11 protein-coding genes are annotated in these 12,576 nt (G+C 50.5%); 4 read left to right on the top strand and 7 right to left on the bottom strand.

The genetic code is table 11. From position 1 onward, the window contains the following. Positions 1-101: 101 nt before the first annotated feature. Both JHJ32_RS10800 and JHJ32_RS10795 read right to left on the bottom strand, forming a co-directional pair. Positions 102-1,262: an MFS transporter gene (locus tag JHJ32_RS10800; RefSeq protein WP_200120963.1), complete on the bottom strand. Its 1,161-nt coding sequence runs from the start codon at positions 1,260-1,262 to the stop codon at positions 102-104. Positions 1,263-1,345: 83 nt separating this feature from the next. After that, positions 1,346-1,807, bottom strand: a complete 462-nt coding sequence (locus JHJ32_RS10795) for a hypothetical protein (RefSeq protein WP_139378555.1) — start codon at positions 1,805-1,807, stop codon at positions 1,346-1,348. Positions 1,808-1,973: 166 nt separating this feature from the next. Here JHJ32_RS10795 and JHJ32_RS10790 point away from each other — a divergent pair, with 166 nt between their 5' ends. Continuing rightward, the gene (locus JHJ32_RS10790) at positions 1,974-2,573 is read left to right on the top strand and encodes a porin family protein (protein WP_200120962.1); all 600 of its coding nucleotides are present in this window, start codon (positions 1,974-1,976) and stop codon (positions 2,571-2,573) included. A gap of 83 nt (positions 2,574-2,656) precedes the next feature. Then, on the top strand, positions 2,657-4,132 hold the full coding sequence (gene guaB, locus JHJ32_RS10785) for an IMP dehydrogenase (protein WP_079715958.1): 1,476 nt from the start codon (positions 2,657-2,659) through the stop codon (positions 4,130-4,132). A gap of 72 nt (positions 4,133-4,204) precedes the next feature. On the opposite strand, the gene JHJ32_RS10780 is transcribed toward guaB, so the two are convergent. The 3 genes from JHJ32_RS10780 to JHJ32_RS10770 all read right to left on the bottom strand — a co-directional run bounded on the left by JHJ32_RS10780 (position 4,205) and on the right by JHJ32_RS10770 (position 7,191). After that, complete coding sequence (locus JHJ32_RS10780) at positions 4,205-4,780, bottom strand: DJ-1/PfpI family protein (RefSeq protein ID WP_200120961.1); 576 nt, start codon at positions 4,778-4,780, stop codon at positions 4,205-4,207. Positions 4,781-4,829: 49 nt separating this feature from the next. Further along, positions 4,830-6,161, bottom strand: coding sequence for an L-lysine 6-transaminase (lat, locus tag JHJ32_RS10775; RefSeq protein WP_200120960.1), 1,332 nt, complete (start codon positions 6,159-6,161; stop codon positions 4,830-4,832). 205 nt (positions 6,162-6,366) lie between these two features. Then, complete coding sequence (locus tag JHJ32_RS10770; protein ID WP_370584501.1) at positions 6,367-7,191, bottom strand: 1-aminocyclopropane-1-carboxylate deaminase/D-cysteine desulfhydrase; 825 nt, start codon at positions 7,189-7,191, stop codon at positions 6,367-6,369. 147 nt (positions 7,192-7,338) lie between these two features. Between JHJ32_RS10770 and JHJ32_RS10765 the strand changes: the two genes are divergently transcribed. Together JHJ32_RS10765 and JHJ32_RS10760 are read left to right on the top strand one after the other, a co-directional pair. Beyond that, positions 7,339-8,370, top strand: coding sequence for an RluA family pseudouridine synthase (locus tag JHJ32_RS10765; protein ID WP_079716052.1), 1,032 nt, complete (start codon positions 7,339-7,341; stop codon positions 8,368-8,370). A gap of 18 nt (positions 8,371-8,388) precedes the next feature. Beyond that, positions 8,389-9,237, top strand: a complete 849-nt coding sequence (locus JHJ32_RS10760) for an aminotransferase class IV (protein WP_200120958.1) — start codon at positions 8,389-8,391, stop codon at positions 9,235-9,237. Here the strand turns inward: JHJ32_RS10760 and JHJ32_RS10755 are convergent. Both JHJ32_RS10755 and JHJ32_RS10750 read right to left on the bottom strand, forming a co-directional pair. Beyond that, the gene (locus tag JHJ32_RS10755) at positions 9,227-10,522 is read right to left on the bottom strand and encodes a type IX secretion system plug protein domain-containing protein (protein WP_079715953.1); all 1,296 of its coding nucleotides are present in this window, start codon (positions 10,520-10,522) and stop codon (positions 9,227-9,229) included. The genes JHJ32_RS10760 and JHJ32_RS10755 overlap by 11 nt on opposite strands. A 46-nt stretch (positions 10,523-10,568) precedes the next feature. Beyond that, positions 10,569-12,488, bottom strand: coding sequence for an ABC-F family ATP-binding cassette domain-containing protein (locus tag JHJ32_RS10750; protein WP_200120957.1), 1,920 nt, complete (start codon positions 12,486-12,488; stop codon positions 10,569-10,571). Positions 12,489-12,576: the final 88 nt, after the last annotated feature.

Raw genomic sequence — 12,576 nt, 5'->3', positions numbered from 1 at the left:
TTCTTTTTATACAAAATTTTGTTAAGAACGGCAAAGGTATAAAATTTTCGTGTAATGAAAGGCTATTTTTGCAGTTTATTATTGCGGTGCTGTTGTTTTTGTTAACTGGTTGTGTGCTTGATTTTTGTGGCCAGAATAATGATGAAAATACCCATGGAAGCGATGACTGCGTAGGCCGCCCGGAGCCCTGTAAATTCGGCAATTAAGCCAATGAGGGGCGGCCCCACGAGGAAGCCGCAAAAGCCGATGGTACTGACCGCTGCAAGCGCCGAGCCGGGGGATAGCCGCCCCGAGCGGCCGGCAAGGCTGTATACCAGCGGGATAATGGCTGAAGAACCGATGCCTACCATTAAAAAAGCAAAGATAACGGTGCCGAAATGCGGATAGGAGACCGCGAGGAGCAGTCCGGCAGCGCTAAGCATACCGCTCAGCACCAAGGTTGTCTTCGCGCCAAAGCGCCTGACCGTCCAATCGGACAAAAACCGGCCGGCGGCCATGCTAAAGAGAAAGGCGCTTAATCCGTATCCGACCAATTGCTTGTCTGCACGAACCACTTGCTCCATGTAGATGCCGCTCCAATCGTACAAAGCGCCTTCTCCAATCATCGCGCAGAACGCAATGGCGCCCAATACGGCCAATGGCTTGTCCGGAATCGCAAACAACGGCTCTTTTTTGGGTTGAATGGTGCGGTCCTCCGAAATCAGGTAGGTGGTAATGCCGATGATGCACAGCGTGGATACGGATGCAATCACCATAAAATGGTGGAACGGCACGATGTGTCGGTCGATCATCAGCGCCCCAATACCCGCGCCGACGAATCCCGCAATGCTCCACATCCCATGAAACGCACCCATGATGGGTTTGGCATAGTGGTTACTAAGTGTCACCGCCTGCGTATTGACTGCGATGTTGAGCAGGTTGCCTGATGCGCCGAAAAGCACTAAATTGGCCATCAGGCTGTACATATGCCCCCAATAACCGATCCCTACCAGGAACAATGTGTAAAATAACGCGGCGGCAAATACGATGTGTTTGCTGCCCAGCCGGCCAATTATCCAGCCTGAAATGGGCAGCGACACCAACGTGCCAATAGGCAAGGAAAACAATACAATGCCTAATTTCCCTTCGGACAATCCAAGCATGTTTTTGATGTCCGGAATCCGGGAAGCCCAGGAAGCAAAACATAGCCCATAAACAAAAAAGGCTACGCCAATGGCGATACGGTGGGTACGTGTAGCGTGATTCAGCGCAGGGCGCTCCATAGCATATGTTCAAAATCTGCACAAAGGTACAAATAAAAACCCCGCAATGATACGGGGTGTTGCCTGTTGAATAACGGAAGGCGTTAAAACGTAAACTTAAAGGCTAGGCCGAACCGGCCGGGTCTAAAGAAACTGTCGCTTACATTCCACCAAGGGCGCCAATCAAAACCAAAAGCCAGGGGGGCGGAAGGGATTTTGAACTCCAGGCCGAGCATCGGCCGAATCAGGAAATCGGAATTTTCGCGGCGGATGGCTACCTGCGGTCCAACCCCGACATTCCATGAAAGGCCCTGCGCTCCGGGGATCGGCTGGTTGTAGGAATATTCGGCACCGATGATGGTGGTCCGGTCTGCAAACAGAATCATCGCCTGGCCTGCGTTATTGGCGGAAAAGAAATGTTTGATATGCGGTCCTACAAACGTACGGCCATCGCCGGCATCGATAAACAATCCGGCGCCTGTCCGGTAGGATTGGGCACTAGCGTTGTAATGGGTGGTGAATAGCAACAATGTGCAAAATAATGAGGTAAAAAAGATTTTTTTCATGACACTTGTTTTTAAAATGTTAAAAAATTTTTGCTCATAGCAGATGACGTGAGACTTGCATTTTTTGTATCCTTGCAAAAAAAATACCAAAAGTGCCAAAGCAATTTGCCTGATTTTGCAACCTAATGGCTTGTAATCTGCACGGGGACGGCACAGGGGGAGACTTATGATAAGAAGACTATGCATATTGATGGCCGTAATGGCTGCAACCGCGCAATTGTATGCCCAGAAAAAGGTATCTCCCGGTATCCGGGCCGGTATGAACGTATCGACGCTGAGCAATATTGATGCAGATTTTAAAACGGATTTTTATGCAGGTGGTGCCTTAGGCGTTCGTCTGAGCCCGCGTTATACCTTGCAACCGGAATTGACGTATTCACGGCAAGGTGCTCGTAACGTAGCGACCGTTGATGAAGGGGGAGTACCCATTGGGCAACGGGGTGTAACTATCGAATACCTTTCGTTGGGGATAATCAACAAGTTCTATTTTGCGGGAGGCTTCCACGGTATGGCAGGCCCCTCGTTCGATGTGAAAATAGGCAGGAATTTCCCGCGTATTGATTTTGACGGTGATTACAATGGGGCTGATCTGGGGCTTACCCTTGGACTTGGCTATACGCTGCCTTTTGGCCTGACGATTGAAGGCCGCTTTAAAACCGGCTTGCTTGATGTATTCAACAATGATTATTTCTTGGGTATTTTTGACGATCCGGATAAGATTTCTCTAAACCGTGTCTTCCAAATCGGTGTCGGGTACTCCTTTTAAGGTGCTAAAACTTTTTTATTTGTAAACGACGCAAAAAATCAGTAATTTTGCCCGGCAAATAGTAACTCCAATACATATTTGCCATGCATTTAGATCCCGAAAAGTTCGTAGCTGAAGGCCTCACCTACGACGATGTGCTTTTAATTCCTGCTTACTCAGAAGTATTGCCCCGTGACGTAGATACTACGACGCACCTGACGAGAAATATCCGGTTGAACATCCCCTTGGTGTCGGCAGCAATGGATACCGTGACCGGTGCCGATCTGGCGATTGCGCTTGCTCAGGCAGGTGGTTTAGGTATGTTGCATAAAAACATGAGCATTGGCGACCAGGCGGCAGAAGTACGCAAAGTGAAGCGTTCGGAAAGCGGCATGATCCAAGATCCGGTGACGCTTGGCGAAAATGCGACGGTTGGCGACGCCTTTCAAATCATGAAAGAACATAAGATTGGCGGAATTCCAATTATCGACAGCACCAATAAGCTGGTGGGGATTGTGACGAACCGCGACCTCCGTTTTCAGAAGGATATGCGCCGCCCGATCACCGAGATGATGACCAAAGAGGGGTTGGTCGTGGCTCCAATTGGTACGGATCTGCTTAAAGCGGAGGCCATTTTACAGAACCATAAAATAGAAAAGCTACCGGTTGTTGATGACAACCATGTGCTCGTGGGGCTCATCACATTTAAAGATATACAGAAATACAGACATTTCCCCAATGCAGCTAAAGACAGCCATGGCAGGTTGCTTGTGGGGGCGGCAGTAGGCGTGACGGGCGATACCATGGAGCGCGTGGAAGCGTTGGTGAAAGCCGGGGTCGACGTCGTGACCATCGACACCGCGCATGGGCATTCCAAGGGAGTTATTGAAAAACTGAAAGAAGTGAAATCGGCTTTTCCGAGCCTGGAGCTTATCGTCGGTAACATAGCTACCGCGGAAGCAGCCATTGCACTGGCGGATGCCGGTGCGGACGCAGTGAAGGTGGGAATCGGGCCCGGATCTATCTGTACGACGCGTATTATTGCCGGAGTGGGGGTACCGCAACTGTATGCCGTTTATGAAGTTGCCAAGGCGCTCCGCGGCCGTAATGTGCCGGTCATTGCCGATGGGGGCATCAAGCAGACCGGGGATATCGCAAAAGCGATAGCCGCCGGCGCGGATACCATCATGGCGGGTTCATTATTTGCCGGGGTTGAAGAGGCACCCGGAGAAACCATTATCTATGAAGGCCGGAAGTTTAAATCTTACCGAGGCATGGGGTCGGTGGAAGCGATGGAGCAGGGCTCGAAAGATCGCTATTTCCAGGATGTGGAAGATGATATCAAAAAGCTGGTGCCGGAAGGCATTGTCGGCCGCGTGGCCTATAAAGGCACGCTGGCGGAAGTGGTTTACCAATATGTAGGAGGCTTGCGGGCAAGCATGGGGTATTGCGGCGCACCGACCATCAAGGCACTGCAGGGCGCTCGCTTCGTCAAAATAACAGGCGCGGGTTTGCGCGAGAGCCATCCGCATAACATCACCATCACCAAAGAGGCACCTAATTACCACAGCAGGCCCTAGATTGGAGCAACTGCCGGGATCCGGCAACAGGATATAACAAAAAGGGGCAGTCCGACTGCCCCTTTTTGTTAATCACCCGATGTGGATACCCAGAAGTTTGTAAAACTCACTTAAAATGGCTGGGTGGCCAGGCCAAGCAGGGGAGGTGACCAGGTTCCCGTCGACAATGGCCTCATCCGGAGCAATGTTTTTCCAGGTGCCGCCAGCGAGCTCGATATCGGGTCCTACCGCGACATAAGCGGTGAGCGTGCGGCCCGAAAGCACTTTCGCTGCAGTCAGGATCTGGATTCCGTGACATATCGCGGCGACGGGCTTGTCTTCCTCAAAAAAATGCCGCGTAATGGCCAAGACCCGCTGATTGAGCCGAATATATTCGGGAGCCCGCCCGCCGGCGATGTACAATCCATCATACGTGGCTGGGTCAACGGCATCAAAATCGGCCGTGATGCCGAAACGGTGTCCCTGCGTTTCTTTATACGTCTGGTCGCCGCCAAAGTCATGGACCGCGGTCGGAACCGTGTCGCCTTTTTTTCGGTCGGGCGCAATGGTATCAACCGAAAGGCCGACGGAAAGCATAGCTTGGTAGGGAACCATTGCCTCGTAATCTTCGACATAATCGCCGACTAACAACAAAATTCGCTTTGCCATAAGATCTTTTTTTAACGTATGTTTACGATTCTATTTTGAGCGAAAGTTACTAAATACTTGATAAAACGAGGTCAGCGATTGCCATCCCTTTGTCAATATCTGCCTGCTGCATGATCAATGCAGGCCTACATCGGACGGATCGGTCGCCGCATCCGAGAAATAGTACACCACGTGCCATACTGGCTTTCAAAAACGCATCACGTAGGCGGGTCTCCGGAAAGTCGAAAGCGCAGAGCAGCCCCTTGCCGCGTACATTGGATACGCGGGGATGCCTTGCGGCGAGCTGCAGCAACTGCTGTTGCAGGTAGCGGCCCGTGTCGCAAACCTGCTCCAACAGCCGGTCTTCTTCGATGATTTGAAGTATTTTCGTGGCCCGCACCATATCCGCCAAGTTGCCACCCCATGTGGAGTTGATGCGGGAGGGTACCCGAAATACATTGGTGTCGACTTCATCTATGCGGGTACTGGCCAGGATGCCGCAGACCTGCATTTTCTTTCCAAAAGCAATGATATCCGGACGCGCATATTCGCCAAAGTGTTCGTGGCACCAGAACTTTCCGGTCAGCCCCACACCGGTCTGCACTTCGTCATAGATGAGCAGGGCATCTTGCTCATCGGCCAACACACGCAACTGTTCCATGAATTCCCGGCGAAAGTGGTTGTCGCCTCCTTCGGCTTGTATCGGTTCAATAAGGATTGCGCAGATATCATCTTTATAATCAACGAATGCTTGCTTTATCTGATCGACGGTCTGCTGTTCGCGTCGCCGCACGTCCTCGAGATTTTCATCCGTCAACGGAAACGTCAGTGTTGGATTGCTTACTCTTGGCCAGTCAAACCTGGCAAACCACTTGGTTTTATTTGGGTGGGTATTGGTAAGGCTGAGCGTGTATCCCGAACGTCCGTGAAACGCTTGTTCGAAATGAAGCACGTTGGTGCCTTTTTCATAACCATAGCCCTTCTTGAAATTTTTCTGTACTTTCCAATCCATGGCCGCCTTCAATGCATTTTCAACGGCCAGGGCACCTCCCGAAACGAAAAAAGCATGGGGTAGGTAAGGTGGGATAGCCACGCCTGCAAACGTTGATACAAATTGGGCATATTCGACCGTATAGATGTCTGAATTTGATGGATTGATCAAGGCGGCACGGAGCAGGCTTTTCATAAACGCTTCGTCGCCCGCCATCTTGGGATGGTTATATCCCAAGGGAACCGCGGCAAAGCATGTGAAAAAATCAAGCAGCTCGCGCCGATGTTTGGAATCGTAGATGGTAACTCCTTGGCTGCGCTCCATGTCAAAGGTGATGTCATATCCATCCGCCAGTATATGCGTGGCCAATACAGCGTGCACTTCGTCCGGCGTTACGGCTATTTTATACATGGCATAACGGATTGGTTATGCCCAAACTTAGATAAATTCCCTCTTATATGCAATTTAATCGCATTGCATATAAAAGGAATTTATCGGTCTCTCCTCTGCCATTGAGAGACAACTTTTATAGAGGAAATATATCAATTTGGGTGGCCGATGGCAAACAATTGTGGGGCTAATGCATATTCCGGTGCCATTTGGCCGTTTAAACAGTTTATAGCACATTCGCATTTTGGGGCAGCCCGAATTGCTCATGCATGCCCAACAAGCCGGTGAGGCCACCCGTGTGGATCAAGAGAATAGATTGGCCTGGCTGAAAATAATCACGAGCCGCCAGATCAAACACCGCATAGCATAGCTTGCCCGTATATACCGGCTCAATTAAAATGCCGGTTTGCGCTGCAAACGTCTTGACGAAGGTGTTCAAGGCCGGATCGGTTTTCGCGTAACCGCCGAAATGGTAATCGGTGTGCAGGATGATCGCATCGGCGCATGCCGTCCCGGACAAGCTGGCCACGGTGTCCTTTATGAACGTCCCGCCAGCCAACACCGGAACGCCGTGCAGCTGTGTCGGCCCGCCATGTGCGGCCTTCGCCATGGACAGGCCCGCCAATGTGGTGCCTGTACCGCAAGCGCAAAATATGTGGTCATAAGATTGCGTCAATTCGTCGAAAATCTCCATGCAGCCGCGGGCGCCTTCCAGGCTGCATCCGCCTTCATCAACGAAATAAGCTTGCTCATCCCGTCTGTAATGTTGATCGAACAATAACGTTTTATCTTTGTAGGCCGCCCGGCTTACGAACCGCAGCTGCATGCCAAATAGGCTACATAACGACAGATTGGGGTTGGATATCGCTTCACCCCGGACAAAGGCAGTCGTGCGAAAACCAAATTTGGCGCCGGCACAGGCCATCGCAAGCAGGTGATTAGACCAGGCCCCGCCAAAGGAGACCAAATGTTCCTTGCCCAGGCTGGCTGCCGTTTGCAGCACATATTTGAGTTTGCGCCATTTATTACCTGAGATAAACGGATGGATCATGTCATCCCGTTTGATAGCAACCTTGATCCCTTTTTCTTTGAACAGCGGGAAATCGAGGGGCTCAACCGGGCTATGGAAATCAAACGGCAGCATGTTGTTTTTGCAAACTTAGCCAAAATGCACGGCTTTTTAGCTAATTTTGCGCCCATGTCAGACGATTTGGATTTGCAGGAATCAGATGAGCAGGATTTATTTGAGCACCTGCGCATAGTTGTAGATAAGGGGCAGGCGCTATTGCGCATTGATAAATTCCTGATGAACAGGATAGAAAACGCCTCCCGCAACCGCATCCAACATGCCATTATCGCTGGGACAGTACTCGTCAACGGGCAGCAAGTGAAAGCAAGCTACAAGGTAAAGCCGTCGGATGTGATTTCCGTTGTGCTGCCGCATCCGCCCCGCGATACTGAAATCTATCCTGAAAACATTCCATTGGAGATCCTATATGAGGATGACGACTTGCTCGTGGTCAACAAGCCTGCAGGAATGGTGGTACATCCGGGATACAACAATTATTCGGGCACCTTGGTTAATGCATTGGTCTATCACTTTTCCAATTTTCCGCAGTTGCCCGGCAATGACGGGCGCCCGGGATTGGTGCACCGGATTGATAAAGATACCAGTGGCTTATTGGTTGTAGGCAAAAATGAGTGGGCGTTGACTTACCTGGCGAAGCAGTTTTTTGATCACAGCATATCCCGCAGGTACCTTGCGTTGGTTTGGGGGGATATTGCAGCGGATGGCACCGTAACGGGATATATTGGTCGGAGCGTAAAAGACAGGAAGGTCATGGCTGTGTACCGCGAGCCGGATAAAGGCAAGTGGTCAGTGACCCATTATCAGGTGCTGGAACGCTTTGGGTACGTGACGTTGATAGCTTGCCAACTGGAGACCGGGCGCACGCACCAGATACGAGCGCATATGCAGTCTATTGGACACCCGTTGTTTAACGATGCGGTGTATGGAGGCGACCACATTGTGAAGGGTACCGTATTCAGCAAATACAAGCAGTTTGTAGACAATTGTTTCGCATTACTGCCCCGGCAGGCGCTCCACGCGCAAAGCCTTGGATTTATACATCCCACGTCCAAGGAAAAAATGGCGTTTAGCACACCGTTGCCCGACGATTTCCGCCTGTGTCTGGAAAAGTGGCGGGGGTATGTACATGCTGATTTTTGACTTTTCAATTTAATATTAATGCCAGTACACTATATAGATTTTAATAATAATCACGTCCCCGAAAGGGAAGCTATCCTAACCGCAAATAACCGAGCATTTCGGTATGGCGATGGACTGTTTGAGACGATGCGATGGATGGATGGCGATATCCGTTTTTTGAACCACCACGTGGCCAGGCTCCAGGAAGGCATGCGAATGCTCCAATTGGAATATGATGCGGCTGTTGATGAGCAGTTTATCCGCTCACGCGCTACGGCGTTGGTCAGCAAGAACGGATTGAATGGCCAGCATGTACGTGTACGGCTCCAGATCTACCGGGATGGCGAAGGGCTTTACAGTCCGCAGCAGAATAAAGCCGCCTATGTGATGAGTGTGTCGCCACTGGACACCGATGATGTGAAGCACCGAAAGCTTGGCCTCATTGTCGACGTTTATGCTGAATACCGAAAACCCTACAGTGAATTATCGAAGCTGAAATCAGCGAATGCGCTCGTGTATGTCATGGCCGGACTGTACCGTAAAAAGAAGGGGTTGGATGATGTGCTGATCCTGAATCAGGAAGGGTTCCTTTGCGAGTCGCTCAGTTCGAACGTATTTGTGTGGTATGGCAAAAAGCTCTACACGCCGGCTATCAGTGAAGGCTGCATTGATGGAGTGATGCGCAAAGTCGTCATTGACATGGCCCTGGATAGTGGCTTGGAGGTGATTGAGGCCCAGATAAGTCCGGATATTATGAATGAAGCGGACGAAATATTCCACACCAATGCAGTACACGGTGTGCAATGGGTGATGGGCTACAAACAAAAACGCTACTTCAACCGGATATCACGTATGCTCCAGGAACGGCTGGCGATGGTCAATTCCTAACCTCGGCATATCCTGCGAGCTCGTCCCACGTCGTGCCTTGGCGCCGGTTGTATACCAGAATCTGATAGGTATTGTTGGTTTCGAAATGATTTCCGCTGGAGAATGAAGTGTTTATCGCACCACTGGTACTGACGTGTACATACTCGTAGTCATATAGGCCCTGTTTCAGCAGCAGGGTACATTGCCATGCGCGCTGCAGCGTATCGTATACCATGCGGTTGGATGCTTCCTGTACGTAGTTGTTGAAGCCACCGACAACATATACGGAGCCGTCCGCTACCGCCTTGTCCTCAAGGGTAAATGTGACGGAAATGTAATCGGATTCGGTGTCGGCATTGGCCTTGTCCTGATTGCGGATAAAAAACGCCCCGTTTTCGTCAAATACCGACGCATAGGTTGCATCTTTATAATTATTGTCCGGCACGAGCTCAACGCTGGCCGTACTATCTATGCGTATACTGGCTACCCGCTCCGATGCCAGGCGAAGGCTCCGCAAATCGATATACCGAAACTCATTGCCACCGCCGAAGTCCAGCGTTTTATTATCGGTATAGGTCAGCTCCTTGTTGCTTACAAAGAGCGGCGTGGTGAGCCATTGCTGGACGTCCGGCCGTTGATTTTGCATGACCAGGATTTTGACATCCTGGTAGGGATTGTTGACCGTAAGCCCTCCGGTATTGACGTTGAGGTTCAGTTTTTGATTTTTATTGCGTTTGCTGACATCAGGGGAGGGAACAAGCTGGGGTGTAATGGCCATCAACGGGGCCAACACATAAAATCGCCTGGTGATGATGAGCCTGCTCTTATCGGCGTCTTCATACACCTTCAGCAGGTAGTTGCCTGCCAGTTTCGGTCGTATATTATCCGTGGGGAAATTGACCCGGTAATGGGTGTACGGCTGAAGCGTATTTACGGATGGCTGATACTCCCGGACACGTTCTTCATTAAAGCCTTCGGCGTATTCCAGTGGCGAAAGTCGGCTTGGAGTCCAATTAGCGTCGCAATGTTCGATGCTGAAATAGTAGTTGCGGACATCGGCCCGCAGATCGTCAAAGGCCAGCGTTAACTGCTCATTGCTGTGCAGCTCAATCACCGGCAGTGCATTTTCCTGTTCTACCGGAAACAGCTGTACCGTTTTGATGACCGGCAGGTAATTGACGTTGTCATAGCGCAGCTCCTGTTGTGGGCTGCGTTCGCGCTGCACGCGTTTCTTTTTTGGTTTCTGGGCAGCGATGCCCAACCCGATGTGAAGCAGCACAGCGAGTACGACGAATTTTCTAATCATATTGGTGACATACTATATCCCCTTATCAACCACAGCTCACCGGCCGTCAGTCCGCTAACAGCATAATTTCTTCGGCAAGTTTTTCCCATTGCTTTTGCAAGCCGGCTAATTCCCGCTTTAGGCCGTCGTATCGCAGGGATGTTTCATTAAGTTTTGCTTGATCAGTATACAGGTTTTCGTCAGCCATTAAAGTTTCCGTAGTTTTAATGGATGTTTCGATCTCATCGATACGCCGTTCTATATTTTCGAGTTCCTTATTCAGCTTTCTGGCCTGTTGCTCCTTGTCTTCGTTTTTCGGGGGAGCCGCCTGCTTGGCCGTTGCCTTGGCTGGCTTTGTTCCGCTTTTCTCTGCGGCTGCCGTTTTTGTGATCCGTTTGGCCTGCCACTCCTCGTACTCCTGGTACGTACCGGGGTATTCCTTTATCTGGCGATCTTCGATATACCAGATTTTATTGGCCACATGGTCCAGCAGGTAACGGTCGTGCGATACGACGATGAACGTACCTTCAAATTGCCTGAGTGCCTGGATGAGGATATTGACCGACTGGATGTCCAGGTGGTTGGTCGGCTCATCCAGAATAAGAAAATTGGCGTCAGCGGTCAGTGCTTTTGCCAACGCAACCCGGGATTTTTCACCGCCGGAGAGTACCCGTATCTTTTTAAATACATCGTCACCTGTAAACAGGAAACACCCCAGAATCGAGCGAAGTTCGGTCTCGGTGTGCTTGGGCGCAAACACCTGTAATTCCTGCAGGATCTCGTTGTCGAGGTGCAGGGCTTCCAGTTGATGTTGTGCAAAAAACGTCTGCGTAACGTTGTGCCCGGTCTCGCACGTTCCCGTAAAGTCACGGTCCGTATTGGCGACGATGCGCAGCAGGGTTGATTTGCCCTTCCCGTTGGCACCGATGAGTGCGATCTTATCGCCCTTTTCAATGATAGCATCCGCATGTTCGAGGATGGGAAGTCCCGGATACGATTTGCTCACGTTTTCCATCCGCACGACATGCCTTCCGGATTGCTTGCTGAACTTGAAGCGGAAGTTGACGGTAGGATTATAGTCATCCACATCATCCACCTTTTCCATGCGTTCAAGTGCTTTGATACGCGACTGTACCATCTTCGCCTTGCTGGCTTTGGCACGGAACCGTTCAATAAGCCGTTCCTCTTGTTTGATTTTGGCTTGCTGGTTTTTATACTGGTTGCTCTGTATTTCTTCCCGCAGCGCCTTTTCTTCCAAATAAAAGCTGTAGTTTCCCGCATACTGGATCAGTTTTCCCCGTTTGGATTCCACGATGGAATTGACTACCCTGTCGAGAAAATAACGGTCATGCGACACAATGACGATAGCCCCTTCGAACGCCTGCAAATAGCTTTCGAGCCATTTAATGGAGGGGAGGTCCAAGTGGTTCGTTGGTTCGTCAAGCAGCAGGATGTCCGGTGTCTGAAGCAGTATCCTGGCCAGCATTACCCGCATACGCCAGCCACCTGAAAACTCCGAAAGCGGGCGCTGCTGATCGCCGTCACTGAATCCCAGGCCAGCCAGTATTTCATGCGCCCGATATTCGATGTTATAGCCATCCAAGGCTTCAAACTCGGTTTGCTTGTCGCTCAACTTCTGGATGATGTCATCTGAATAGTCGGTTTCGAGTTTTTTGAGCAACCGCTCAATCTCGGCATGCAATTGGTTTTGACGCTCAAAGGCTTCCATGGCGACATGCAAGATGCTCTTATCAGACTGATAGGACAGCAAATCTTGATTGAGATAGCCTATTTTTATATCCTTAGCCATGGATATACTGCCCGCGGTGGGGGAGTAGTCGCCAACGATAAGCTTCAATAGGGTAGTTTTTCCCGTTCCGTTGGCCCCGATGAGCCCCGTTTTATCCCCGGGCTTGATATGCCAGCTGGCTTCGTCATATAATGCGCGCGCGCCTATTTCAAATGTAAGGTTGTTTATCGCAATCATTTCGTGTGCAAAGGTACGAAAAAGTCAGAAGTCCAGCGTCGGAAGTCAAAACCCTAAAATCGTAGTTTGTGAATCGCAAATCTAAAAT

This window comes from Parapedobacter sp. ISTM3, from assembly GCF_016533505.1.
GTDB classification, from domain to species: domain Bacteria; phylum Bacteroidota; class Bacteroidia; order Sphingobacteriales; family Sphingobacteriaceae; genus Parapedobacter; species Parapedobacter luteus.
Note: the sequence above shows the minus strand (reverse complement) of the source record. Positions and strands in the feature narration are given on the sequence as shown.

Excerpts from the sequence above, each read along its gene's own strand:
- JHJ32_RS10770 (WP_370584501.1), bottom strand. The coding sequence starts at position 7,191 with ATGATCCATCCGTTTATCTCAGGTAATAAATGGCGCAAACTCAAATAT.
- JHJ32_RS10755 (WP_079715953.1), bottom strand. The coding sequence starts at position 10,522 with ATGATTAGAAAATTCGTCGTACTCGCTGTGCTGCTTCACATCGGGTTG.
- JHJ32_RS10750 (WP_200120957.1), bottom strand. The coding sequence starts at position 12,488 with ATGATTGCGATAAACAACCTTACATTTGAAATAGGCGCGCGCGCATTA.
- JHJ32_RS10760 (WP_200120958.1), top strand. The coding sequence starts at position 8,389 with ATGCCAGTACACTATATAGATTTTAATAATAATCACGTCCCCGAAAGG.
- guaB (WP_079715958.1), top strand. The coding sequence starts at position 2,657 with ATGCATTTAGATCCCGAAAAGTTCGTAGCTGAAGGCCTCACCTACGAC.
- JHJ32_RS10800 (WP_200120963.1), bottom strand. The coding sequence starts at position 1,262 with ATGGAGCGCCCTGCGCTGAATCACGCTACACGTACCCACCGTATCGCC.
- JHJ32_RS10795 (WP_139378555.1), bottom strand. The coding sequence starts at position 1,807 with ATGAAAAAAATCTTTTTTACCTCATTATTTTGCACATTGTTGCTATTC.
- JHJ32_RS10790 (WP_200120962.1), top strand. The coding sequence starts at position 1,974 with ATGATAAGAAGACTATGCATATTGATGGCCGTAATGGCTGCAACCGCG.
- JHJ32_RS10765 (WP_079716052.1), top strand. The coding sequence starts at position 7,339 with ATGTCAGACGATTTGGATTTGCAGGAATCAGATGAGCAGGATTTATTT.
- lat (WP_200120960.1), bottom strand. The coding sequence starts at position 6,161 with ATGTATAAAATAGCCGTAACGCCGGACGAAGTGCACGCTGTATTGGCC.
- JHJ32_RS10780 (WP_200120961.1), bottom strand. The coding sequence starts at position 4,780 with ATGGCAAAGCGAATTTTGTTGTTAGTCGGCGATTATGTCGAAGATTAC.